General features: G+C 49.2%; 19 protein-coding genes. 10 read left to right on the top strand and 9 right to left on the bottom strand.

Annotation, left to right across the window (positions count from 1 at the left end):
- The first annotated feature begins 120 nt into the window (after nt 1–120).
- Nucleotides 121–3144 carry an esterase-like activity of phytase family protein gene (locus IQ256_RS03530; protein ID WP_193854171.1) on the top strand — a complete coding sequence of 1008 codons (3024 nt, stop codon included), beginning with the start codon at nt 121–123 and terminating at the stop codon, nt 3142–3144.
- Between the two features lie 131 nt (nt 3145–3275).
- Here the strand turns inward: IQ256_RS03530 and IQ256_RS03525 are convergent, their stop codons facing one another.
- From IQ256_RS03525 to IQ256_RS03515, 3 genes are all read right to left on the bottom strand, one after another.
- The gene (locus tag IQ256_RS03525) at nt 3276–4160 is read right to left on the bottom strand and encodes a carbohydrate ABC transporter permease (RefSeq protein ID WP_370623336.1); all 885 of its coding nucleotides are present in this window, start codon (nt 4158–4160) and stop codon (nt 3276–3278) included.
- 86 nt (nt 4161–4246) lie between these two features.
- On the bottom strand, nt 4247–5152 hold the full coding sequence (locus tag IQ256_RS03520; protein ID WP_193854170.1) for a Tab2/Atab2 family RNA-binding protein: 906 nt from the start codon (nt 5150–5152) through the stop codon (nt 4247–4249).
- Between the two features lie 21 nt (nt 5153–5173).
- Nucleotides 5174–6049: a S1 RNA-binding domain-containing protein gene (locus IQ256_RS03515; RefSeq protein WP_228024532.1), complete on the bottom strand. Its 876-nt coding sequence runs from the start codon at nt 6047–6049 to the stop codon at nt 5174–5176.
- Nucleotides 6050–6286: 237 nt separating this feature from the next.
- Here IQ256_RS03515 and IQ256_RS03510 point away from each other — a divergent pair, with 237 nt between their 5' ends.
- The 3 genes from IQ256_RS03510 to IQ256_RS03500 all read left to right on the top strand — a co-directional run bounded on the left by IQ256_RS03510 (nt 6287) and on the right by IQ256_RS03500 (nt 8225).
- Complete coding sequence (locus IQ256_RS03510) at nt 6287–7294, top strand: GntR family transcriptional regulator (protein ID WP_228024531.1); 1008 nt, start codon at nt 6287–6289, stop codon at nt 7292–7294.
- Between the two features lie 165 nt (nt 7295–7459).
- The gene (locus IQ256_RS03505; protein WP_193854169.1) at nt 7460–7720 is read left to right on the top strand and encodes a type II toxin-antitoxin system HicA family toxin; all 261 of its coding nucleotides are present in this window, start codon (nt 7460–7462) and stop codon (nt 7718–7720) included.
- Complete coding sequence (locus tag IQ256_RS03500; RefSeq protein ID WP_193854168.1) at nt 7701–8225, top strand: type II toxin-antitoxin system HicB family antitoxin; 525 nt, start codon at nt 7701–7703, stop codon at nt 8223–8225. Before IQ256_RS03505 ends, IQ256_RS03500 begins: the two co-directional genes overlap by 20 nt.
- A gap of 18 nt (nt 8226–8243) precedes the next feature.
- On the opposite strand, the gene IQ256_RS03495 is transcribed toward IQ256_RS03500, so the two are convergent.
- From IQ256_RS03495 to tig, 4 genes are all read right to left on the bottom strand, one after another.
- A complete protein-coding gene (locus tag IQ256_RS03495) occupies nt 8244–9146 on the bottom strand; it encodes an alpha/beta fold hydrolase (protein WP_193854167.1) in 903 nt (300 codons plus the stop codon).
- Between the two features lie 188 nt (nt 9147–9334).
- Nucleotides 9335–10666, bottom strand: a complete 1332-nt coding sequence (gene clpX / locus IQ256_RS03490) for an ATP-dependent protease ATP-binding subunit ClpX (RefSeq protein WP_193854166.1) — start codon at nt 10664–10666, stop codon at nt 9335–9337.
- Nucleotides 10667–10671: 5 nt separating this feature from the next.
- Nucleotides 10672–11400, bottom strand: coding sequence for an ATP-dependent Clp endopeptidase proteolytic subunit ClpP (gene clpP, locus IQ256_RS03485; protein ID WP_255516184.1), 729 nt, complete (start codon nt 11398–11400; stop codon nt 10672–10674).
- 144 nt (nt 11401–11544) lie between these two features.
- Entirely contained in the window at nt 11545–12987 is a 1443-nt protein-coding gene (tig, locus tag IQ256_RS03480; protein WP_193854165.1) for a trigger factor, read from the bottom strand.
- A 685-nt stretch (nt 12988–13672) separates the two neighbouring features.
- Between tig and IQ256_RS03475 the strand changes: the two genes are divergently transcribed.
- From IQ256_RS03475 to IQ256_RS03455, 5 genes are all read left to right on the top strand, one after another.
- A complete protein-coding gene (locus IQ256_RS03475; RefSeq protein WP_228024530.1) occupies nt 13673–14707 on the top strand; it encodes an aspartate-semialdehyde dehydrogenase in 1035 nt (344 codons plus the stop codon).
- A gap of 120 nt (nt 14708–14827) precedes the next feature.
- Nucleotides 14828–15772, top strand: coding sequence for a 4-hydroxy-tetrahydrodipicolinate synthase (gene dapA, locus IQ256_RS03470; RefSeq protein ID WP_193854163.1), 945 nt, complete (start codon nt 14828–14830; stop codon nt 15770–15772).
- 627 nt (nt 15773–16399) lie between these two features.
- Entirely contained in the window at nt 16400–18274 is a 1875-nt protein-coding gene (locus IQ256_RS03465) for a ribonuclease J (RefSeq protein ID WP_193854162.1), read from the top strand.
- 767 nt (nt 18275–19041) lie between these two features.
- Nucleotides 19042–21414: an Rne/Rng family ribonuclease gene (locus IQ256_RS03460; RefSeq protein ID WP_193854161.1), complete on the top strand. Its 2373-nt coding sequence runs from the start codon at nt 19042–19044 to the stop codon at nt 21412–21414.
- Complete coding sequence (locus IQ256_RS03455) at nt 21414–22100, top strand: ribonuclease HII (protein WP_193854160.1); 687 nt, start codon at nt 21414–21416, stop codon at nt 22098–22100. Before IQ256_RS03460 ends, IQ256_RS03455 begins: the two co-directional genes overlap by 1 nt.
- Here the strand turns inward: IQ256_RS03455 and IQ256_RS03450 are convergent.
- Nucleotides 22074–22637 (bottom strand): DUF1997 domain-containing protein, encoded by a 564-nt coding sequence (locus IQ256_RS03450; RefSeq protein WP_193854159.1) that lies wholly within the window; start codon nt 22635–22637, stop codon nt 22074–22076. The genes IQ256_RS03455 and IQ256_RS03450 overlap by 27 nt on opposite strands.
- Before the next feature lie 117 nt (nt 22638–22754).
- Here IQ256_RS03450 and pheA point away from each other — a divergent pair, with 117 nt between their 5' ends.
- On the top strand, nt 22755–23594 hold the full coding sequence (gene pheA, locus IQ256_RS03445) for a prephenate dehydratase (protein ID WP_193854158.1): 840 nt from the start codon (nt 22755–22757) through the stop codon (nt 23592–23594).
- 26 nt (nt 23595–23620) lie between these two features.
- On the opposite strand, the gene IQ256_RS03440 is transcribed toward pheA, so the two are convergent.
- Nucleotides 23621–24262 (bottom strand): LON peptidase substrate-binding domain-containing protein, encoded by a 642-nt coding sequence (locus tag IQ256_RS03440; protein ID WP_193854157.1) that lies wholly within the window; start codon nt 24260–24262, stop codon nt 23621–23623.
- Nucleotides 24263–24314: the final 52 nt, after the last annotated feature.

Below are 24314 nucleotides of genomic sequence, written 5' to 3'. Positions count from 1 at the left end.
CCCAATGTAACAAGTGTTTTCACTTAAAGACGCGATAGTCTTCTCTTAATCTCTAAATGAGAGCCTCCCATCGTTAAAGGCAAAACGCCGTAGATATAGACTTTGGGAGTTCTGTGAATAATGGTAAATCTTGCACAAGATAGCTCAGCTGCTGCTGCTGAATTAGAAGGCTTTGCGTCTCTGCCTGCTGATACGTTTGCGGCAGGTCCGCCGACAGGTGAAGGCATTGACGCTAATGGTCGTACCGGCCCTTTCCCAGGTCCGCCAGTACAGGGATTTAGCGGGGTACAGTTTGCCCCAGGCGGCGATGGGTCTGCCTACTGGTTTCTGTCCGACAATGGCTTCGGGTCCAAGGCAAATAGCGCTGACTACTTGCTGAGACTCTATCAGGTCGATCCAAGCTTTGCTGGATCTGAAGGGGGTGATCGCACTGTAGATATTCAGGGTTTCGTACAGCTAAGCGATCCTGACGGATTGATTCCTTTTGACATTGAGCAGGGTGATGCGGCTGAGCGCAATCTAACAGGCGCTGATTTCGACATTGAATCTTTTGCTATCGATGCGAATGGTGAGATTTGGATTGGTGAAGAGTTCGGCCCTTACGTTTTGCATTTTGATGCAGAAGGCAAGCTGCTAGAAGCACCGATTCCTACACCAAACATTACCAGCTTCAATACGCTCGATGGCCAAGCGCCGATTGTCATTGGTCACCGAGGTGCGAGCGGTGAGCTGCCCGAGCATACGCTAGAAGCCTATCAATTAGCGATGGAGCAGGGTGCTGACTTTGTTGAGCCCGATTTGGTAACCACTAGCGACGGGGTGCTGATCGCTCGACATGAGCCCATTCTTGATGACACGACAAACGTGGCTGAGGTCTTTGGCGAGAACCGTATGTCCACCAAGAATCTGGACGGCGTTGAGCTAACAGCTTACTTCGCAGAAGACTTCACGCTAGAAGAAATCAAGCAACTGCGCGCGGTGCAGTCTCGGGACTTCCGCGATCCTGCTTTTGACGGTCAGTTCGAGATTCCTACCTTTAAAGAAGTCATCGAACTAGTCCAGCAGTTTGAGGCTGATACTGGTAAACAGGTTGGTATCTACCCTGAAACTAAGCATCCTACGTTCTTTGATTTGCAGGGTCTTTCGCTTGAAGAGCCTTTGATTGAAACTCTAAAAGAAACTGGATTTACCGATCCTAGCCGCATCTTTATTCAATCCTTTGAGTTCCAGAACTTGATCGAACTTCAAAGCATGCTAGATGCAGAGGGTTTAGGCGATCTACCGCTGGTACAGCTCTATGGCAACACCCTGCCTGGTGCGCCTGTCGATGCTGGTTTCTCTGCGCCATTCGACATTCGCTACAACGTCGCTGAAGGCAAGGACCTAGCGGCGATCTACGGTCAAGACTTTCTAGATGCCGTCGAGACTGAGCTATCTGAAAGCACTGTATATAGCGACTTAGATGATGCTGATTTCCTTGCGCTAATCAGCGACAAGTATGCGGAAGGCGCAGGGCCTTGGAAAAATAACTTTGTTCTACGCGAAGCGTTAGAGACGCCTGTCGATGGTAACGGGGATGGCGTCGCTGAAATTACAACTCAGCTCACGGGTGAGATTGGTTCTTTTGTAGACGATGCTCACGCGGCGGGTTTACAGGTTCATCCCTACACGCTACGCAATGAAGAGCGCTTTCTTACGCTTAATGCGGACGGCACACCCCAAACCCCAGAGCAGGAGTTTGTTCAGCTTACTCAGATCGGTGTGGACGGCTTTTTTACTGATTTTCCTGGAACGGGCGCTGATGTTGTTGCTCAGCTAGATGCGGCCCTGGTCTATTCTCCTGACCACCCTGATGTATTAGCGGGTGATGTGGAGTCTAATCTGCGTCGTTCTCGTGGGTATGAAGGGATGGCCTTTAGCCCTGATCGCATGACGCTCTATCCCATGCTAGAAGGCACTGTGCTGGGCGATCCTGAGAGTTCTGTACGGATCTATGAATTTGATGTCGCTAGCAGCGCCTTTGAAGGGTTGGTGGGGCTGTATCAAATGGAAGCACCAAGCCATGCCATCGGTGACTTTACGCCGATTAACGCCACTGAGTTCTTAGTAATTGAGCGAGATGGTGGCCAAGGTGATGAGGCTGAGTTCAAGCAGGTCTTCAAGGTTAATTTGTCGGCGCTAGACGAAGATGGCTTTGTGCAAAAAGAAGCCGTTGTCGACCTGCTAAATATTGCCGATCCTAACGATCTCAATGGCGATGGTCAGACGACTTTTGACTTTCCCTTTGTGACGATTGAGGATGTTTTAGTTCTCGATGAAGATACTATTCTGGTCGCTAATGACAACAACTATCCGTTTTCTATTGGACGCGATCGCAACGGCGAAATCATAGACAACAACGAGATCATCCAGCTCAAGCTTGACCAGCCGCTCGCGCTTGACCCTCGTTTAGGTGTTGCTGGACTCGACCAATTTGTGGCAACAGGTCAGACCATTGTTGGTACTATCGGCAATGATACGCTCGCTGGCGATCGCTTGGGTGACCAGATTACAGGCGGGCTAGGCAACGATGTCATTACAGGTAGCGTTGGGGACGATCTGCTCCTCGGCGATTTTGGCGATTCGGACACAGCAAATGGCGGTGGTAACGACGCTATCTTTGCGGGCGGCGGCGCAGATGAGGTCGTCGGTGGTGACGGCGATGACATGCTCTACGGCAACGCGGGTATGGACCAGATTTTGGGCGGCGACGGTGACGATCTGCTATCTGGCGGACTCGGCGACGACTTGCTAGATGGCGGCTCCGGCAGCGACAGAATCTATGGCAATGCGGGTCGAGATATGCTCGTGGGCGGCGATGGCGACGATTTATTAGTCGGTGGCAAGAGCATGGACACGCTCTTTGGCGGTGACGGTAGCGATATCTTTGCGGTAGAAACTGGCAGAGCAGCCGACGTGATCATGGACTTTTCTGGCGAAGACTCTATTGCGCTAATCGGGTCTCTGACGTTTGGTCAGCTTTCTATTACTGCTAGAGGCCACGACGTATTGATCTCGGCGGGTAACGATGAGCTGGCAAGAGTGATGAATGCCAATGTGACCGATTTCACAGAGGCTACCTTTGTGAGCGGGATAATCGTGTAGACCAACCTTTTAGGGAGATAAGGGCTCAAAAGATAGGCCAAAGAGATAGACCAGGTGCGATTATGCTTTTCCACCTGGCCTATCGCCAATGCTGACCTATCTCAATGATCGACGCTATGGCAATTTCGCACTTAGCCTTTGACACCACTCCCTGTTTCCGAAGGCACAATGTACCGCTGCGCCGCCACGAAAAATAGGATAATCGGCACTACAGAAATGACGGAGCCTGCTGCAATCAGTCGCCAGTCTAGCGAAAAGCTACCGGCTAGCCGCGCGACACCCAGTGGCAAAGTGTAATATTCTGGCCGATCTAAGATCAGCAGTGGCCAGAGAAAGTCACTCCACGAGCCAATGAAAACGAAGATGGCTAGTGTTGCTAGCGCCGGACGCACAGACGGAAGCATGATGTGCCACCAAATGCCTAGTTCCGTGCAGCCATCAATACGAGCCGCTTCTTCTAATTCCTTGGGCACAGACTGGAACGCTTGACGCATTAAGAAGATGCCAAAGGCGGAGGCAATCGAAGGAAAGATCGCGCCGATGTATGTGTTGGTTAGCCCTAGCCTGACGGTGAGGATGTAGAGCGGAATCATCACAATTTGGAAGGGAATCAAGATGGTGGAGACAACTAGGGAGAATAGAACTTCCCTACCTTTGAAGTTCAATCTAGCAAGGGGATAGGCGGCAAGAGAGCACAGCAAAAGGTTAAGAGCGACGGTGACAACAGCGATCAGGCTGCTGTTGAAGAAGTAGCGGCCAAAGGGGTTAGCGTCCCAAACCCGTACAAAGTTGTCGAAGGTAGGCGAAGCAGGCAAAAACTGGGGCGGGAACTGAAAGAGGTTTTCGGTGGGGCCTTTGAAGGCGGTGCTGACTAGCCAAAGTAGAGGGAGCAGCATGGTCAGGGCGATCGCGCCCAAAACCACATACATCAAAATGGCTCTCCCCCAATCTGCGCTTTTCCTATTGACGCTTCTCCAACTGACGTTTCCCTTGCGTCTAGCGTTCATCTGTGCCATCTATCTAGCGCTCCTTTTCAAAGCTTCTAGCCAAACTCAAAAGCTTCCAGCCAAGCTCCAAAGCTTCCAGCCAAATTCCAAGGCTTTTAGCCAAATTCTCTAGCCTGCATCAGCCACATGCCTGCAAAAGACTCAGACTCTGGGCTCTCTTGTACCGCAATAAAATGCACATTGTTTGCCGCTGCCTTCGCCTGCTCAAACCGCAGTCCTTCTGCCTGTGTTTCTGGTGTGACTAAATCCGCTAGCAGCCAGGTCTCGATGGTGCCTGTATCCATCAGCAGCCGAGCAGTATCCGTGTTATTAGAGACATAGTTCGATGATTCTTCTTTCCCTGCTCTAACGCCTGCAATCTCTAGCCCAGACATCCAAGCTGCTAAAGGGGTTGCCCGGTTCGAGTAGATGATGAAGCCTGGAATCGATGTATCGGGTTCTACGCCTGTCGCTTCTAAAGGAAATGCCTCTCCAAAAGCAACGTTCCAATCGCCCATATCAGCAAAATCTTTGGCAGGTAAAGTTACCAGCGCCCACTGCTGACCAAGCAGAGCATCTGGCAAAGGATTCACCACATCGATTGGCTTTGCAACTGAAGCTGAAGTGCTCGGTTTGTAGCCTGGGTCGTTGGGGTAGAAGTTAGTTTTGCGATCTTCTAGCCACTGCTGTAAAGCCAGCGTTCGACGGCTGGGATAGGACAGCAAGCCTGTTTCCTCACAGGCTCTTTTGATCATGTTCTGCATTTGATAGCGAAAGTATCGAACCTTGGTAGGTGAATCAGCAGACTCTGCGTCAGACTGGGCGATCGCCTCTTCAATAGCCGCCTGCAGTGTCTCCGAATTTACCTCGCTATTCGACACATACTTGCTGTAGCGAAATAATTTTTCAGGATCGTCTTCTACCGACTGCAACCCTTCGCAAATCAGAATCTCCCAACGCTTCTTATTCTGATCGTCTAAAACCGGTCTGGAATAAAAATCCAGCTCCCAAACAGTACCCATAGAGATCTTAAGCCAACTAGTTTAATTGTCGCCTTCAGCTATCAGCTTAGCAACGTTCTTGGCTCGCTCCTCCGCTTCAGCCATCATCGTCGGCAAATCTTTCAAGATCTCTCCAGGATATTTCTCTAGCACCTGAGTAGAAAGCGCAATTCGGCCTCGCTGGTCGTCAATGTTCAGCACAATGGCCTTGATCGGATCGCCCACTTTAAACACGTCACCCAAAGCAGACACATAGCTCTTACTAATCTGCTTGATGTGCAATAGGCCAGAAGCCCCACCAAAGTCGACAAATGCGCCGAACGGCTTTAGCGATGCAATCGTCCCTTCGATCAGCTCGCCCTTCGTCAGGCTGCTCATCGCGGTTGCTCTAGCGGCTATTCGCTCAGAGAGCAGCAGCTTGTTGTTTTCTTCGTCTACTTCTAGAAATGCGACGTTGATAGTTTCACCCATCAACGTATCGAGATCTTCGACTCGACGCGCTAAGTGCGATCTAGGAATAAACGCCCGCAGTCCGCTTACATCAGCGGTGACGCCACCTTTGTTGCTGCCAGAGATGGTGACTTCTATCACATCTCCGTTTTCCTGGCGATCGCGCAACCGCTCCCACAGCTCTTTAATCTCCATTGCCCGGATAGAGATCACCATCTGCCCGTTGGCATCTTGGTCTCGGATAATCAAGAACTTCCGCTCTGTTCCCAGCGGCAGAATTTCTTCAAGTAAGATGTCCGAGTCTAGCGAAGCTTCTTTCATCGGGAGAAAAGCTGCTGATTTACCGCCGATATCGACGTAAGCTCCATCAGACTCGTGGGTCTCAACTTTACCTGTGACCACGCTGCCCCGTGAAAACTGGTAGTCTTGCTGCTCTAGAGCTTTTGCGAAATCTTCGGCTGAAAACAACGGAGAAATCTCCTTGGGTCAAAATAAATAGTTTTTCAAGCATAGCAGTCTGCACTTAGCTTGCACCATCACTGAAGATTACAACTTTTATCAAACAAAGCGCCTATTGCACAAACGGCCTATCGCAGGTTCTGTGTCCGTCTCTCTATCATCAAGAATTATTGAGCAGACCCTTAAAAAATCAAATGATCTGCCACGAAGCGCAGATTCCCGACTAATCTCTAAAGTAGACAACAGATGCCTTCATGGGGGCGCGCCACAGTGGTTCAGTTCCATATTCAAACGGATAGCGAAATACCCGCATCCACTCAGCTCTACGATCAGATTTGGTTTGCGATCGCATCCCGACAATATCCACCCGAATACCGCCTACCTAGCACCCGCCAGCTCGCGATGCAAACCGGGCTTCACCGCAACACTATCAGCAAGGTTTACCGCCAGCTAGAAGAGGCGGGTGTGGTCGAAGCCATGCCCGGTTCTGGTATCTACGTCCGCGCTGAAGGCACCACCGAAATTGTTAAGCCCGGCTCGCCACTTCTAGAAAAGTTTCCAAAGGCTCAAGAGCTGGTGGAAAACAGCCTGGATGAACTTTTGCGCCAGGGTTGCTCTTTGCATCAGGCTCGCGAGCTGTTCATGACTGAGGTTGATTGGCGCTTGCGCTGTAGCGCTAGAGTGCTGGTCACTATTCAAAGAGAGGATGGCGCAGGCGAACTGATGGTGCGTGAGCTAGAGCAGGCACTCAAAATTCCTGTGCAGCTGGTACCTCTAGAAGAATTAGAGCAAGTATTGGCCCAGACCCGCTCTGGAACAGTGGTAACCAGTCGGTATTACGTGAATGAGGCAGAAGCGATCGCCGCACCAAAGTCCGTCCGCGTTATCCCCATCGACATCTACGACTACGCAAAAGAACGAGAACTGCTTAAAAACCTACCTAAAGATACGTGCCTCGGCCTTGTCAGCCTCAGCAGCGGCATCATCCGCATTGCCGAAGTTCTGTCCTACAGCTTACGCGGTGACGATATTCTTGTGATGACGGCCCAAACCGAAGACGCCCAAAAGCTCTCTGCTGTCGTTCGCAGCGCTCAAACCATTGTCGCTCTAGACACCGCTAGCTACCCAGCCATCAAAGAAGCACTTCTCGCTGCTCGCAATGATATTATCCGGCCTCCAGAAATCATCCGCTGCGAAAACTACATTGGCGAAAAATCTATAGAGCGACTCAAACGAGAGCTAGGACTAGATTAGATCTTCGATGTGAGCACGAATATTTCGCAAAGCAATCTTGCTTGGCTTTCGCGAAGCGAGATCTTTTGCTGCGCGCGATTCTGATATCGCATGTAGTATCATTTTTATAGACCTCAGACAGCAAGGTGACCAAGATGGAAAGAAAGTTACAGACAGACTTCAATAATGACAAAGTTAGAAAAGCTTGTAGCGTCACTTCTTAGAGAGGCAGGAGATTATCCATATTCAGACATCGAAAAAGTGGCCAATGCATTTGGATTCGAAGAGGTTCGTTCAAAAGGCAGTCACCATACGTTCAGACATGCGGATGGACGACAGCTTCCAACCATCGCCAAGAAAGGCGGGAATAGAGTCAAGAAAATATACGTAAAGAAGATTGTGAAGCAGCTTGAACTGCAAGAGTGGTATGAGCAAAAAAAAGGATAAAGAGAAAAAGCCGCTAGAGTTTTATTTAAGTCTCAGCTATCCCATCACGTTCTATCCAGAAGAAGTCGGCGGATTTACCGTTGAGATTCCTGACCTGCCAGGATGCCTGAGTCAGGGAGAGACGCTGGAAGAAGCCTTCGAGATGATTGCCGAAGCAAGAGAGCTCTGGTTAGAAGTCGCTTACGATTACGGCGATCCAATTCCGATGCCCTCAACCGAATTAAAGTACAGCGGCAAAACAATGTTAAGAATGCCAAAGTACCTACACGAGAGGCTAGCAGCAGCTGCAAAAAGGGAAGAAACCAGCCTAAACCAGTACATCGTATCTTTGCTGAGTGAGCGAAATGCGTTGAGAACTGTCGAGCGTTTGCAGATGCAGGTAGATGAATTGCAGCAAAAAGAGGATCTAGCCAAACTACAGCAGCAGTCCCAGAGAGAAGAAGCGATCGCTTACTCATCTGCGGAGGGTTCTTCGACATACGCAGAATCCTCTACCAGTGCTTGAACTATCAGCTTTGAACGGTCAGCCAGGTACTAATGCTTCTGCCTTTTCCAAGAATCTGTTAGTAATTACTAAATACTGTTCTGCATCTTCCATCATCGGAAAGTGCGCTGTGTTCGGCATCATTACGTATTCGATCAGGTCGCTCATCTCAGCCGCTTCTTTGCCTAATTTCGCAGGTGTAATCTTGTCGTATTCACCTGAAATCATTAGCGTCGGTACCTTGAGCGCGGCAAAGGCCGCAGGCATGGCTTCTGTTGCGTGCTTGCTAACGGCGGCTTTGAGCGTGCCGAGTGAAGTTTCGCCATTAGCCATGATGAAATCTTCTAGAAAGGCTTTCTTCTCTTCGAGCGGAATTGACCCTTTGAGAAAGCGCTGCATGAACATCTGAGGAGCAAAGGGAACTTTGCCCAGCCACTTTGGGCGAAAGGCGACAACGTAGCCGCCAAATAGATAGAAAGCCTCAAAGGCCCACTTTTGATAGGGGAAGCTGCCGTTGCAGGTAAGAATTGCCTTTTTGACGCGCTTTGGGTAGCGATCGAGAAAGTAGAGGCCGATAGAGCCGCCCATCGAATGGGCGTTCATGTAGATAGGCTGCGTTAGGTTCAACTCATCTAGTAAAACGTTGAGGTCTTCTGCAAAGCTTTCTAGCATGTTGAGTGCTGGGTCGGTAGCGAGCGGTTCTGAGGTGGTGGCTGGCGTTGGCGTAGCACTTCCGGCAGCAGATCGTCCGAAGCCCCTCTGGTCATATAGCAAGCAGTCGTACTTATCTTTGATCGCCGCTGCGGTGGAACGCCAGTAGCGCGCCGATCCTGCCCACCCATGTAAAAAGACCATCACCGGCTTTTCATAGTTGCCAGGATGATCTTGAGTAGAGATCCATTCGTAGTAATGATCAACGCCGTTGACGCTAACGTAGGGCATTGCTGCTGTTCACCTCAGAGACAGTTCAATATTTCTTAAAAGGATTGTAAAGAGCTAGACAGGCGTTGCGGCCAAAGTAGATACAAAGCTTTAAGGCGTGCTTCTCGGCTACAAGCTGTGTCATAGCTAGAAGCCAAAGCCAACTATGACTTAACCTAACTGCCAATCAGCAGCGATGTCAGATCAGCCTAGGCAGATTCCGGTTCTGGCAAGGAAGATGGGTGGACTAGGAGATCTGCTGTAGAGCGGTTTTCTACCATTTTGCGAGTGATTACGCAGTTTTTGACATCATCTCGTGAGGGCAACTCGTACATCACATCTAGCATGATCTCTTCGATGATGCTTCGCAGCGCCCGCGCCCCAGTTTTTCGATTGAAGGCTTCTTTCGCGATCGCCTTAATGGCATCTAGCTCAAACTCTAGATCTACATTATCCATCCGCATCAGTTTCTTAAACTGCTTCACCAGAGCATTCTTTGGCTCTGTCAGAATAGAAACTAGCGTCTTTTCATCTAGCGGTTCCACAATTGAGATCGCGGGAATTCGTCCAATGAATTCAGGAATCATGCCAAACTTCACGATGTCATCCGGCTCTAAATCTTGCAGCGTCAAAGAGGATTTTTCATCATTGCTGATTTCTTTACCCGGCTGCACAAAGCCCATCGACTTTTTGCCAATTCGCTGCTCTACGATCTTGTCGAGCCCAACGAACGCACCACCGCACACAAACAATATGTTGCGCGTATCAATCTGAATACAGTCTTGGTAAGGGTGCTTGCGTCCACCCTGAGGAGGTACATTCGCAACCGTGCCTTCTAGCATTTTTAGCAATGCCTGCTGAACGCCTTCGCCTGATACATCTCGGGTAATCGAAGGGTTCTCGCTCTTACGGGCAATCTTATCAATTTCATCGATGTAGATAATGCCACGCTGAGCCTCGTCTACATCGAGATCGGCTACTTGCAGCAGCCTTAGCAAGATATTCTCGACATCTTCACCGACATAGCCAGCCTCGGTCAGCGTCGTCGCATCGGCTACCGCAAACGGCACTTCTAAGATAGCCGCCAGCGTTTGAGCCAAAAGTGTCTTGCCGCATCCAGTCGGGCCAATCAGCAAGATGTTAGATTTTTGTAGTTCAATTCCATCTTCAGCCTCCTCCCCTTCTGCCTGAACGCTTAAGCGCTTGTAGTGGTTGTAAACCGCAACGGAAAGAACCTTTTTGGCTTCATCTTGACCAATGACATGCTCATCGAGATAGGACTTGATCTCTCGCGGCTTTGGAATTTGGCCCAGCGACAGCGTCGATGATGACTTGCGCCGCCTTTCAGGAGACTGGTCCCGGCGCGGCGCGGGTGAGGCTACAGACGAATTAGAGTCAAACAACTCCTCATCCAAAATCTCATTGCAAAGGTCTACGCACTCATCGCAAACGTAGACCCCAGGGCCTGCAATCAGCTTACGCACTTGCTCTTGCGATTTACCACAAAAGGAGCACTTCAAATGGGAGTCATACTTTGACATAACTGTTACCCTACCGCGCTCAGCTTAGTATCAGAGAGCATTTGCCTACTGACAACCTCATCAATCAGGCCATATTCCTTGGCTTCTTCAGCAGACATAAAGAAATCGCGTTCAGTATCTGCTTCGATTCGGCCTATCTCTTGACCCGTATGATCAGCTAGCATTTCGTTCAAACGCCTCTTGAGATACAAGATTTCCCGTGCCTGAATTTCAATATCAGCAGACTGACCTTGCGCCCCGCCTGAAGGCTGGTGAATCATGATCCGAGCACTGGGCAAAGACATCCGCTTGCCTTTAGCACCGCCCGAGAGCAAAAACGCGCCCATGCTAGCCGCTAGGCCAAAGCAAATCGTGACAACATCTGGGCGAATCTGCTGCATGGTGTCGTAGATAGCCATGCCTGCTGTTACCGAACCGCCCGGAGAGTTGATGTAGAGCTGTACGTCTTTTTCTGGATCTTCAGCGTCTAAGAACAGCAGCTGAGCCACAATCGAATCGGCAATATCATCCATGACGGGCGTGCCGAGAAAGACAATTCGCTCTCTGAGCAATCTCGAATAGATATCGAAGGCGCGTTCACCCCGTCCAGACTGCTCGACTACCATCGGTAGCATGTTGCGGGTCTCAATGCTGTGAGACGCGATCGCCCTCCTACTAAAATCTGTATTGACAGGGCTTCCCCAGTGGAGATCTTGAGGTTTTGATAGCCCGTACCATTGAGTCGATTTATCCATATAAAAAGTGAAGCAGCTGCCTACATACGTGCTTAATGTACCGCATCTGAACTAGAACTGAAGTTAAGACGCGGTAACACTCTAGCGAAGTCGTCCTCTATTCGACATTGATAGCGATCTGCACTTGACATGCAGCCGCCTTCGCTAATCATCTACAACCTCGACCTCTACCGCCTGAGCTTCTATGGGCTCTCCCTCTTCATCTGCTGCTGCGATCGCGTCGGTATCAGCTGACTCAAGGGTCTCTTCTGGTGTTTCTTCTGGGGCCAGCGAGCCTTCTGGCACCAGTTCGATTTCCGAGTTTTCCTTAAGCCACGCCAGGATTTTTTCTTTTAGCAAATCTTCATTGACAACCTGGTCCAATCGCTCGGGATCGACCTGGCTAGGATCGTCTACCTCAGCCATCATCTCTTCGGTTCGCTCTGTGACTTCTTCGTCAGTTACCGCGATTGATTCTTGCTTGGCAATCTCACCGAGTGCCAGCGTCCGCCGCAACCGCTCAATTGCTTCTGGCTTAGAACTCTCACGCATGTTTTCAACGAGTTCTTTGGTCAAGAACTGATTGATGTCGATACCCTGACGGCTGAGCTGCATGACAGTTTGAGTCACGATAAAATCCACTTCCCGCATGATCAAGGTCTTGGGAATCTCGGCCTCAATATGCTCAACTAGCTCATCGAGCAGGGCCTGCTCAACGTTACTATCAGTAGCAGCTGTGGCCTCTTCTTTGTATCGCTCTTCGAGAGAGCTGCGTAATTCTTCGAGTGTTTCAAACTCACTGACCTCTTCTGCGAAGTCATTGTCCAAGTCAGGCAGCTCCTTTTCTTTTAGCTCTTTTAGCGTAATTTCAAAGGTCGCAGGTTTACTGGCTAGCTCTGCTTGAGGATAATCTTCTGGGAAGGTGACTTCTACTTCCTTAGAATCCTCTAGCTTCATGCCTACAATGCCTTCTACAAAGCCAGGAATAAACCGACCTTCCTTGATTTCGACTTGAAAATCCTGAGCGCTCCCGCCCTCAAATTCTTCTAGCTCGCCCGCCTCATTCTCAGCCTTGCCGACAAAATCGACGACGGTGACATCCCCTTCTTTGGCAGTTCTATCCTCGACTGGCACTAGTGTCGCCATGTTTTCTCGATAGCCTTCTATGGTCTCATCGACTCGACTATCGTCTGGTTTGACTTCCTCGGCTTTGACAGAGAGCCCCTTATATTGGCTTAGCGTGACTCTTGGCGGCACATCGACCGAGGCCTTGATCACGAAAGGCTCTCCAGGCGTGTAGCCGCTGACCAAAGACTCAAAATCTGACTGCAGTTGATAGTTGCCGAGGGCATCTATCTCTTCTTGCTTGATGGCGTTTTCAATCGCTGTTTGGAGCATGTCTTCTAGCGCAGCCGCTTTGAGCTGCAGCGCCCCAATTCGCTGGATCAAAATTTGACGAGGCACCTTACCTTTGCGAAACCCAGGGATGTTAGCCGATTTCATATAGTCCCGCAGCACTTTCTCGTAGCCCTGCTTAGATAGCTCGGCGGGAACTTCTATTTCTAGTCCGACTTGGCTATCGGGCAGATTTTCCTGGGTGACTTTCATTTACAAATACGTTGGGTGGGGATAAGGGAATAGCTGATGCGATGTAACTAAAGTACGTAAAACAGGCTATGGTGCATGCTGTTCATCGCAGTTAGACATCATACACCTGATTTATTTGTTCTGGATAGGATTTACGCCTAGCCACACACATAGCAGTGTTGATCCAATCGCATCAGCTTTGCCTGAAGGTGCATTATGGACACTGAATGATCAATGCGATAGTCGACTGGCAGAGGACATTGCCGAGCGAAACTTTTTGTTGGGATTGCCATCGGTGCCAGGTCAGTGCTAGGACAGAGCTCGAAACAAAGTAACAGAGCGCTATTTTTACAAGGTATTTCACTTCAAGGTATATTGTTAGAACCTTTACTTTACGGTGGCCTCAAGTTCAAGCCTATTCGGTCTGCTCGCACGTGCAACTGCATCGTAAAGATATTTAGCTTTGGTCTAGATAGTCTATTTATTTAGAGACTGTCTGTTTTAGGTAATGGCTTAGAAGGTAATGGTTTAGACGTTGTGTCGGCTGAACTCTGACGTCCTCGGATTCTGATGAGATCAATTACGAAAGGCCAGCCGAGCCTAGCTAGTTACATCTAGATGGTTTCTCGTTAGGCGATCGCGTCACCTCTCAAGAAAGCTCATCCGACTCTCACATCTTGCTCAGTCTAAAATGGGGGATACTTATTTGTCTAATTCTTATAACGTTGCCATCCTAGGGGCCACTGGCGCAGTTGGCACCGAGCTACTTCAGCTGCTAGAAGAGCGTAGTTTCCCAGTCAAATCGCTGAAGCTACTAGCTTCAGAGCGTTCTGCAGGTAGTCAAGTTAGCTTTAAAGGAGACACTATCACGGTCGAGGCGGTCAGCAAAAAAGCCTTCGAGGGTGTAGATATTGTGCTGGCTTCGGCTGGCGGAGGAATTTCAAAGCAATGGGCTAAAGACATCGTCGATGCTGGTGCGTTGATGATTGATAATTCCAGTGCCTTTCGGATGGACGACGCTGTTCCGCTGGTTGTCCCAGAAGTCAATCCAGCAGCGGCAGAAGCGCATAGAGGCATTATTGCCAATCCCAACTGCACAACGATTTTGATGAGTGTGGCTATCTGGCCGCTTCACCAAATTCAAGCCATTGAGCGAATTATCGTTGCGACTTATCAATCAGCCAGTGGTGCCGGCGCTAGAGCCATGGAAGAGGTTAAGCAGCAGACCAAAGCGATTTTGGCTGGAGAGACGCCGCCTACCGAGAGCTTTCCGTATCCGCTGGCCTTCAATCTTTTCCCGCACAATACGCCGCTTAATGAGCAAGGATATTGCGAAGAAGAGATGAAGATGGTCAATGAGACGCGCAAGATCTTCGGTGCGCCTGACCTTAGAATTTCTGCTACCTGTATTCGGGTACCCGTCCTTAGAGCTCACTCAGAAGCTGTTAACTTAGAGTTTGAGCAATCCTTTGAAGTTGGCCGTGCCAGAGAGGCCATTCAGTCTGCGTCTGGTGTAAAGCTGGTAGAAGACTGGCAAGCCAATTACTTTCCGATGCCGATTGATGCTAGTGGTAGAGATGAGGTCTTGGTCGGTCGTATCCGTCAAGATATCTCTAATCCACAGGGATTAGAGCTTTGGCTCAGTGGCGATCAAATCCGCAAAGGAGCAGCGCTTAATGCTGTGCAAATAGCAGAACTCGTGGTCGCAAAGCGGTGGCTGCGATCGCCCGTAGCAGTCTAGGCGAACCTTGCAAGTTTCCTTAGCTTCGATTGGCAAATGAGTCAGTATCTATGGATTAGACAGCGTTAGAGATTAAGTAGAGTTAGGGATTAGGACATCAGGTATTGAATGAACATGAGTATGGCTGATACCTCAGTTGATACGCTAACCGCTTCGCCGAAAAGAGATCCTCTGTTTGGCAGAGTTGTCACTGCGATGGTAACGCCCTTCCACGACAGTGGTGAAGTGAACTATCCGCTCACCGAAAAGCTAGCCAACCATCTGGTAGACAGTGGTACTGACACGGTTTTAGTCTGCGGAACGACTGGTGAATCGCCCTCGCTCACTTGGGATGAAGAATACGCTCTGTTTCAAACGGTGAAGCAGGCTGTGGGTAATAGAGCTAAGGTGTTAGCAGGCACGGGCTCAAACAGTACGCAAGAAGCGATAGAAGCTACTCGAAAGGCCGAAAAGCTAGGATTGGACGGTTCCTTGCAAGTCGTTCCTTATTACAACAAGCCACCACAGGACGGCCTGTATGGCCACTTCAAGGCGATCGCCCAATCCGCTCCTGACCTGCCAATCATGCTCTACAATGTGCCTGGGCGCACAAGTTGCAACTTGCTCCCCGAAACAGCCGTCGAACTGTCAAAGCTTCCGAACATCATCGCGATCAAAGAGGCTAGTGGGAACCTTGATCAGGTCAGCCAGCTCAGCCGACTGGGTTCCGCTGAGTTCGATATCTACTCTGGAGATGACTCTTTGACGCTGCCGATGCTCTCTGTAGGCGCTGTAGGTGTTGTGAGTGTTGCCAGCCATTTAGTGGGAAACTCCCTGCAAGAGATGATCAAGGCATTTGAATCAGGCCAAGTCAGTCAGGCAGCAGCTATCCATCTAAAGCTCTTTCCGCTGTTTAAGGCGCTGTTTGCGACGACAAGCCCAATTCCATTGAAAGTCGCTTTGGATCTGCAAGGCTGGCCAATGGGGAATTGTCGCTTACCGCTCTCTTCGGGCTCGGCGGAGCTGCGACGAGAGCTTACAGCCACCCTCACTCAAATGAACTTACTGAAAGAGCACGTTGCATAGACTGAAATTAGGAAAGTCAGAGTAGATAGTAGGTAACTCGAACTCAAAGATCTAAGGAAACAACGCCATCGCATAGATAAACAAGCCAGATAAGCAAGCCAGGCAAGCGGGCCAGAGAAACAAGTTAGGTTCAAAAAGACAGAGTAAGACGCTTTAACAGGCAAAAAGATTCAGACAGAAGTTAAAAGTTGAGATTATTTCTCTATAAGGTTCAGGCTGTTTAATGCTAGTCATGCCTGTCTTAAACGGCTGTTTCTGATACATACAGCTATAGACAGCAACCAGATACAGAACAGCAACCAGACATAGAAAGACAGTCTAATCACAACCAGTGTTTGACAGTCCGCCCACTCGAACTAGCCAAAGACGTAACAAAGCACCAAGACGACCTATCAACCGAAAAAGACTAGAGTTCAAACTACATTTATCTCTGAAACCGAACAGATAATGCTCACGTGCTCATACGAATAAAACGGTCGAGGCGTTAACAAGTAGGCAAATACCCCTAATAGGCAATCATTATCCCTTTAACAGGACATCTGCTTCGCCGCCTCACTTCAAACCAGCGCGAAATCAGCGGCTGTTCTCCCAAGAAATTCAATTATCATCACAACACAAGGAAACTACATGAGTAGAAGAACAACCAGTAGTCAAAGGTCCAACCCTCGAACGTCGAATGGATCAAAGGACAGCAGTAAGCGACAAGATAGCAAGACCTTAAAGATCATTCCGCTCGGTGGGCTACACGAAATTGGAAAAAACACCTGCGTTTTTGAGTATGGCGACGAAATTGTCTTACTAGATGCTGGCCTGTCTTTCCCAACAGAAGGAATGCATGGCGTCAACATTGTGCTTCCAGACATCACTTACCTAAAGGAAAATCAGCACAAAATCAAGGGCATGATCGTCACTCATGGCCATGAAGATCATATTGGCGGCATCGCTTTCCACCTCAAGCAGTTCAATATTCCGGTTATTCATGGCCCGCGCTTGGCAATGGCCCTTTTGCAAGGGAAGCTCGAGGAAGCAGGGGTCTTGAATCGCACTGAACTTCATACGGTTGGGCCTAGAGATACTGTCCAGTTTGGCAAACACTTCAGCGCTCAGTACATCCGTAATACTCACTCGATGGCAGATAGCTTCACCATGGCGATCAAGACGCCAGTGGGCACTATCATTCACAGCGGTGACTTCAAAGTGGACCACACGCCCGTGGACGGCGAATTTTTTGATTTTCAAAAAATTGCTGAATACGGTGAGGAAGGGGTGCTTTGTTTAATCAGCGACTCTACCAACGCAGAGATTCCTGGCAATACGCCTTCAGAGCGGGCTGTTTTTCCCAATTTAGATAGGGAGTTTAACGACGCCGAGGGCCGGTTGTTCGTCACCACTTTTGCGTCTTCTGTGCATCGCGTCAGCATGCTACTAGAACTGGCTCAAAAGCATAAGCGCTCTGTCTTTGTCGTCGGGCGCTCTATGCTAAATGTGATTTCGCATGCTCGCAACCTAGGCTATATCAAATGCCCAGACAGCCTGTTCAAGCCTCTAAATCAGCTAAAGCAATGTCCAAATGACCAGGCAATGATTCTAACGACAGGATCACAAGGTGAACCGATGGCGGCGTTGACTAGAATTGCCAACCGTTCTCACCGACAGATTCGTATAGAAAAAGGCGATACCGTCATCTTTTCGTCTAATCCTATTCCGGGTAACACTATTAGCGTAGTCGGCACTATCGACAAGCTGATGCAGCAAGGGGCGCGGGTCATCTATGGGAAAGGGAAAGGGTTACACGTATCAGGGCACGGGTACCAGGAAGATCACAAGCTGATGCTGGCACTGACTCGGCCTAAGTTCTTCATTCCGGTGCATGGTGAGCATAGAATGCTAGTTAAGCACGCTGAGATGGCTCAGCAGCTAGGCGTCGAGCCGCAGAATATCGCCATAGTAAACAATGGCGATGTGGTAAAAATTACGCCTGAAAATATCGCCGTAGATGGCAAGGTTACAGCAGGTATCGAGCTTGTAGATGCTTCTCGAACTGGTATTGTTGAGCGCAGTGTTTTGAAAGAGCGCCAGCAGCTAGCCGAAGATGGCATTATCACGGTCTCGGCAGCGGTAGATAGCACTGGAAGGCTGCTAGGTGAGCCGACAATTAACCTACGCGGCGTGGTGACGACGCGATCGCAAGCGCAGTGGGAAAGCAGCGTTATCCCCGTGGTGACCAAGTCGGTTCAGACTCGGTGGAAAGAAGTACTAGACGATCCGAATAGTGAACGTCCTCAAATCAACTGGGATGGATTGCGATCGCGTATAGAAGAAGACACTCGCCGATTCATTCGCCGCGAACTACCAAAACAATATCCGGTGACCGTGCTCATGCTTCAGCACTTCGATGCGTCAGCTAAGCCAGCTGTTCTTAGCACCGACAGCACTAATGACAATAAACCTACGCAAACAGGCAGACGACGACGGTCTCTATCTACAGCCTCGGCCTCGTAGCTAGCTGCTTTAGAAGCAAATTTCGGTTTAGTGGTCAGACAAAAAGCTCTTAGCAACTCAGCCTAGCCTAGCTAGCGTTAAAGTTGTTAAGAGCCTTTCGTTTGTGATGACTTCCTCTCTAGGGTCAATCACAGCGATCAAACCACGGTAGCTAAACCTCATTTCGAGCACAGAACAACGAGTACGCTGATGGCTCTAAACGCAGTGCGTCACCTACTTCTGATACCCTTAGATCGGTGACATATTAATTTTTTGTATAGCAAAAGATTATAAAAGCACGACTGGCGCTATAATACAGCCACAAGAGCTGCAAATAGAGATACTTTCAACAGTGAGTAAGCCTATAGCTGGCGAAATGCCTAGGTTATAGCCGAACTCACAGTCATTGTTCAGTCACGTATCTTGTAAAAGCAAGATCATGATGGCCAAGCGGTGAGAGAAAATTCCAAGAAACCTCCTTCTTAGTAGTTGTGGACAGTCTCTCTCTATATTCTCTATATACTAAAGTCTAAAGAAGCAGCTATCAACCAACTTGCTCGCTTCTTTAGAAAAAAGAGCCTCTCATTGTAACTCTTTGAACAATATCTGTGTTGCTTCAGCGTAGAGCGCCGTAAAGCAAGTATCACAGCTTTGTTCACACTTTCTCATTAGGTCTAAATCTAGAAGACGAGTCATTCTAGAAAGCCAGTTTTTTTACAACTCAAGCAGCCGTCAGATGTGAGTCCTTAAACTGTGGGACACGCTGATAGGCTTCAAAGGAATATTGAATGTCCAAGCAAATCGTAATTGCCGAACAGCATCGTATTGCTGCTGTTTTCTCAGAAGATCAAATTCAAGAAATTATTGTAGCGACTGGCAGCCATCAGGTCGGAGATATTTATCTTGGAACGGTGGAAAACATTTTGCCTAGCATTGATGCAGCCTTTATTAATATTGGCGACAGTGATAAAAACGGCTTTATGCACGTTTCTGATTTGGGCCCTTTGAAGCTCAAGCGAATGGCAGGTCCTATCACTGAATTGTTAGCACCCCAACAGAAAGTGCTCGTTCAGATCATGAAAGAGCCTACCGGAAATAAAGGACCAAGGCTCACGGGAAAAGTGACCCTGCCAGGACGCTATTTAGTCCTAATGCCCTACGGCAAAGGGGTGAATCTTTCTCGTCGTATTCGCAACGAAACTGAACGCAATCGATTGCGAGCACTCGGCATCTTAGTCAAACCAGCGGGCATGGGCCTGCTCATTAGAACAGAAGCAGAAGGTGTTCCAGAAGATGCCATTATTGAAGATCTAGAATCTTTGCAGCGAAGCTGGGAAGAGATTCAGCAGGAGGCTATGGAAACCCGCCCGCCCTCTTTGCTCAACCGCGACGACGATTTTATTCAAAAGGTATTGCGCGACGGCTTCAACGATGATGTCAATCGCATCGTTACTGATACGGAGAGTGGTCTACAAAGAACTAAGAAGCACCTGACTAGCTGGAACAACGGACGGATTCCCAGCAACGTTTTAGTTGACTATCATAACGAGCCCACTCACGTACTTGAATACTTCAGGGTCAATGCAGCCATTCGAGAAGCTCTTAAACCTAGAGTAGATCTGCCCTCAGGTGGATACGTCATTATTGAGCCCACCGAAGCGCTGACCGTTATCGATGTTAATTCTGGTTCTTTTACTCGTTCTGCAACTTCTAGAGAAACGGTCTTGTGGACTAACTGCGAAGCAGCCGTGGAAATTGCAAGACAGCTAAGACTGCGAAATATAGCAGGTGTCATCGTTGTCGATTTTATCGACATGGACTCTCTCAAAGACAAAATGCAGGTGTTAGAGCAGTTTGGCAAAGCCATTCGAGCCGACAAGTCCCGTCCTCAGATCTCTCAGCTAACAGAGCTGGGCTTAGTTGAACTCACTCGTAAGCGACAGGGACAAAACATCTATGAGCTGTTTGGTCAACCCTGTAGTACCTGTGGCGGCTTAGGCCACCTTGCTAATCTGCCTGGAGAGACGCCCGGCATGAATAGCCAGTTGGAGAGCGTATCTTCTTCTAGAGCAACCGGATATAGCTCACCGTCACAGAGTTTTTCTAATCGGCCCACTGCCCGCGAAGCGAGATCTAACAATTCATCACCTCAGTCCGAATTTCAAGAGCTAGAGCTGTTAAACCATCCTAGCTACAATGATAAGAACGGTCGGGGCGGACGCCGTCGTCGCCGTCGAGCGGAAGGAACGTCGTCAGCTCGACCCAGTCGTTCGGGCTCGCCGCTGCCAGTAACGGTCGACAAAAGTGCTAATAGAAATGGCGATGATCGCCGTCGTCGCGGCGGTAGTAATCGAGCAGAAGAAAGAGTCGAGCGTGAAAGACCGGAACGAGAGGCCGAGCGAGATAGCTTGCAAGAAGCTCAGCAGGGCGATCGGCGTGAAGACCGGAATGGAAAGTCGACTAGTGTAGAATCTAGCGGTAGAAATAAGCGCGTTCGCAACAATCGTCGCAAGCCAGAGGAACCGCCCGAAATAGTCGCAGTAGAAATGCCTTTAGAAGTGCAGAAGGTGTATGCTGCCATGGGCGTTTCGCCACTGGTTTTCAGCGAGCAGACGGCCCAGAATCAGCAAAACACGGTAGTTTCTGTTGTTCTTCCTGGAGAAGCTGAAGCTTTTTTAGCTGATGCTAAGGCAGCTGCGGAGGCAGCTAAGACTAACAAGCGAGTTATTGAAACGCCAAGCCATGCAAACGCTAGCAGCTCGGTGCAGAGTGAATCAGAAGACCCCGATGAAGTGGACCTCTCAGACGATGAACTAGTTGATGGCGATCTCTCTGATGCTGAAAGAGCGTTTGACGATGATACCGATGAGAGCCTGTCCGATAATGGTCTGTCAGATAATAAAAGTGCCTCTACTCGAAGACGTCGTCGGTCGGCTAAGCCTGTTGCCAAAGAAGAACCTATGAAGGTATCGCCTGTTTTAAGATCTGATGATGACTCGGTGGATTTGGAAAGGCTAACGACAGATCGCTCAAGAGAATTAGCGGATGGTGAAGAATCAGCGGATGGCGAAAATCTCAGTGAGAAAGAAGCCTCGGATGAAGATGAGCCAGTTAAGGTGGTGCGTCGTCGCCGTCGTCGCCGCTCTTCTGCTAGCGAATAGTGTTACATCAACCCAATTCCCTTCAGCTTAGATATTCTGAATCTCTAGATAAGCTAAGCTCGAAGAGCCTAGAACATAGAACTGCTGGGGTCGATGAAGTCGGTAGAGGGGCTTTGTTTGGTCCAGTAGTTGCTGCAGCGGTGGTGATTCCAGATGGCACGGCTGCCACCTTTCTAGAGTCAGCAGGTGTCACTGACAGTAAAGCGCTGTCGGCTGAAAAAAGAACCCGGCTTGCCGTAGAGATCAGAGCGCTGACGAACTTTGGCGTTGGTTTGGCTACAGCTTATGAGGTTGATCGGATTAACATCCTGCAGGCATCGCTTCTGGCAATGCGCCGCGCTATCTTTCGGCTGTCACCACTGCCGGATAAGTGTCTAATCGACGGTAATCAGCCGATTCGTGACCTGTCGATAGAGCAAGAAACTGTTGTCAAAGGCGATCGGTCTGTGCTGGCGATCGCAGCAGCTAGTATTCTGGCAAAGGTCTGGAGAGACGAGCTGATCGTTCGCCTAGATCGTCAATATCCTGGGTATGATCTTGCCTCTAACAAAGGATATGGCAGCGCTAAACACAGAGCAGGCATTGCTCGACAAGGAATATGTCGACAGCATCGCCAGTCTTTCAAAAGCTGTCAGAAAAAAGAGACAGGTTGCAAGCTATCAAAAACTGGGTTTAGAAGAGCCTGATAGCTGTGAAGCCTCGTTGACCTTGGCCCAGCTGCAGTAGTCTGCTATTAACTGACGCATCAGACGCTGTTTAAGCGTGATCAAGATGCCGTTAAGTAGGCCATTGCCCGTTCTTACAAGAATAGGGCGCGGCATCAGCGTGGCGGCAGCGGGCAGATCGACCGTCACAATCAAGTTGGCCTGACCACGTAGCTTTTTACCTGATCCAGTTGACTGACTGACCAAGTAGCCCTGCATATTCATCGAGAACTTTTGGTTGAATGATGCGTACCCTTCTATCTGACACTGGTTTGAGCGCAGCCGTACGGTTTGCTCTTCTAACCAAATTTCAATATCACATACTGGTTGTATAACAAGTCCAATAAACTTGAGCGGGCGAACTTTCAGCCGGAATAAGCTGGGACTTAGTACGTCTACTTGGGTCTCGTCAACTAGTGCTGTGACTAATCGCTGCGGCTCACTCAGATAGGTCTCTATAGGAAGAGACTGCTGCGGCACTGAGATAGTGACTGCCTGAGAGGCGCTGAAGCGAACCATAGAGGATTAAGAAGGGAATTGAGGAGGAATCAAACGAGAGAATTACAGAAACAAAAAACAAACCAATCTATAAAACAACCCTAACATTTACACACTTACGCATAATACTTCCTTCAGATGATTCTCATTGCACATCTCGGTCCAGCGGGTACTTTCTCGGAAATGGCAGCGGCGGCTTTTGCCAATAACTTTGCGCCCGATACTGCGGTTCTAAAGGCTTATTCCACTATTGCCCAAGCTATCTATGCCACGGTCGCAGGCGAGACCCAATACTGCGTGGTCCCTATCGAGAACTCTATTGGCGGTGGCGTCACTATCACCCTCGATACTCTGTGGGAGGTTGATGACATTCACGTACAGCAATCGTTTACGCTGCCGGTGCAGCATGCATTGATATCCGAAGCTAGCAGCGTCGATGAGATTCAAACGGTTTACTCGCATCCTCAAGCGCTGGCCCAATGTCGTGAGTGGCTGGCCAAACACTTGCCAGAGGTGAATTTGGTCAGAGCTAGCTCGACGGCAGAGCCTTTGCCAAAGCTGAAAGAGGATATTAGTGCGGGTGCGATCGCCTCTCCTTGGGGCGCAAAAATATACGATCTTCCTGTCCTGGCTCATCCCATTAATGACTACACCGATAACTACACGCGCTTTTGGATCTTAGGCAGACAGCTATCGACAGGTGGACAGTTCACTTCTCTTGCTTTCAGCCTACTGAGTAATGAACCCGGCGCACTGCTCAAACCCCTGCAGCTCTTTTCTGCTCTAAATATCAACATGAGCCGAATCGAATCGCGTCCTACCAAGCAATCGCTGGGCGACTATATATTTTTTGTCGATGTAGAAGCCAATGCTAAAGAGCCAACTATGCAAACGGCTCTAGAAGTTCTAAAGCTGCACACCGCTCAACTGAAAGTCTTCGGCAGTTACGATCTAACAAAGCTAGAACAGCCCAAGTAGCTTTGTTAGCACTTATTCTAGAACGTCTATTCTAGAACGTCTTTTAGGGCTGTGCGTGCTGCCAAGTTATTACGAGTCGACGTAAGGATCTCAGATTCGCGCTCTAAACGGGCCAGCGTATTTTGCATCTCTAATAGAGACTGCTGCTCTAGAGAGACGCCGTAGAGCGTACTGGCTACCCAATAGGAAAGCTCTAAAGGCAAGTCTGGAACATCTTCTGGGAAATCAATATCCTGGCTAGTTAGTTTTGCCGATAGACGAACAACGTCTCGTAAAAGCCGATCTACCTGTTCTGCTAAAGGCTCTAAGTTCTCTTCTACTGGCTCGTCTTCTATCCATTCGACTAAGCCTACTCTGTAGGGTGTATCTCGAACATAGTCCAGCACTCTAAACCGCTGCTGACCCAAGGTCATAATCTTCATCCGATCGTCTGGCATCCGCTGATAGTGAATCACCTCCGCGCAGCAGCCTACCTTAGCAATCTCACCTGTCGCCGGATCAATCATCAGTACACCAAAGCGGCGATCGCCCTGAAGGATGGTGTTCATCAGCATACGATAGCGAAATTCAAAGATGTGCAAAGGCAGCCGTCTGCCCGGAAATAAGACCATCTCAGGTAGCGGAAAGAGCGGCAATTCTCGGACGGCGACTGAAGAGGAAAAATCCATTGTGTATAAGTTAGAACAGCGCCGCAGATGTATTGAATTGATTGCGACATTA

Origin of the sequence: cf. Phormidesmis sp. LEGE 11477 (assembly GCF_015207105.1) — a bacterium.
Lineage (GTDB): Bacteria > Cyanobacteriota > Cyanobacteriia > Phormidesmidales > Phormidesmidaceae > Phormidesmis.
This window is presented reverse-complemented; position numbering and strand designations above follow the sequence as displayed.

Excerpts from the sequence above, each read along its gene's own strand:
- IQ256_RS03530 (WP_193854171.1), top strand. The coding sequence starts at position 121 with ATGGTAAATCTTGCACAAGATAGCTCAGCTGCTGCTGCTGAATTAGAA.
- IQ256_RS03525 (WP_370623336.1), bottom strand. The coding sequence starts at position 4,160 with ATGGCACAGATGAACGCTAGACGCAAGGGAAACGTCAGTTGGAGAAGC.
- IQ256_RS03520 (WP_193854170.1), bottom strand. The coding sequence starts at position 5,152 with ATGGGTACTGTTTGGGAGCTGGATTTTTATTCCAGACCGGTTTTAGAC.
- IQ256_RS03510 (WP_228024531.1), top strand. The coding sequence starts at position 6,287 with ATGCCTTCATGGGGGCGCGCCACAGTGGTTCAGTTCCATATTCAAACG.
- IQ256_RS03505 (WP_193854169.1), top strand. The coding sequence starts at position 7,460 with ATGACAAAGTTAGAAAAGCTTGTAGCGTCACTTCTTAGAGAGGCAGGA.
- IQ256_RS03500 (WP_193854168.1), top strand. The coding sequence starts at position 7,701 with ATGAGCAAAAAAAAGGATAAAGAGAAAAAGCCGCTAGAGTTTTATTTA.
- IQ256_RS03495 (WP_193854167.1), bottom strand. The coding sequence starts at position 9,146 with ATGCCCTACGTTAGCGTCAACGGCGTTGATCATTACTACGAATGGATC.
- clpX (WP_193854166.1), bottom strand. The coding sequence starts at position 10,666 with ATGTCAAAGTATGACTCCCATTTGAAGTGCTCCTTTTGTGGTAAATCG.
- clpP (WP_255516184.1), bottom strand. The coding sequence starts at position 11,400 with ATGGATAAATCGACTCAATGGTACGGGCTATCAAAACCTCAAGATCTC.
- tig (WP_193854165.1), bottom strand. The coding sequence starts at position 12,987 with ATGAAAGTCACCCAGGAAAATCTGCCCGATAGCCAAGTCGGACTAGAA.
- dapA (WP_193854163.1), top strand. The coding sequence starts at position 14,828 with ATGGCTGATACCTCAGTTGATACGCTAACCGCTTCGCCGAAAAGAGAT.
- IQ256_RS03465 (WP_193854162.1), top strand. The coding sequence starts at position 16,400 with ATGAGTAGAAGAACAACCAGTAGTCAAAGGTCCAACCCTCGAACGTCG.
- IQ256_RS03460 (WP_193854161.1), top strand. The coding sequence starts at position 19,042 with ATGTCCAAGCAAATCGTAATTGCCGAACAGCATCGTATTGCTGCTGTT.
- IQ256_RS03450 (WP_193854159.1), bottom strand. The coding sequence starts at position 22,637 with ATGGTTCGCTTCAGCGCCTCTCAGGCAGTCACTATCTCAGTGCCGCAG.
- pheA (WP_193854158.1), top strand. The coding sequence starts at position 22,755 with ATGATTCTCATTGCACATCTCGGTCCAGCGGGTACTTTCTCGGAAATG.
- IQ256_RS03440 (WP_193854157.1), bottom strand. The coding sequence starts at position 24,262 with ATGGATTTTTCCTCTTCAGTCGCCGTCCGAGAATTGCCGCTCTTTCCG.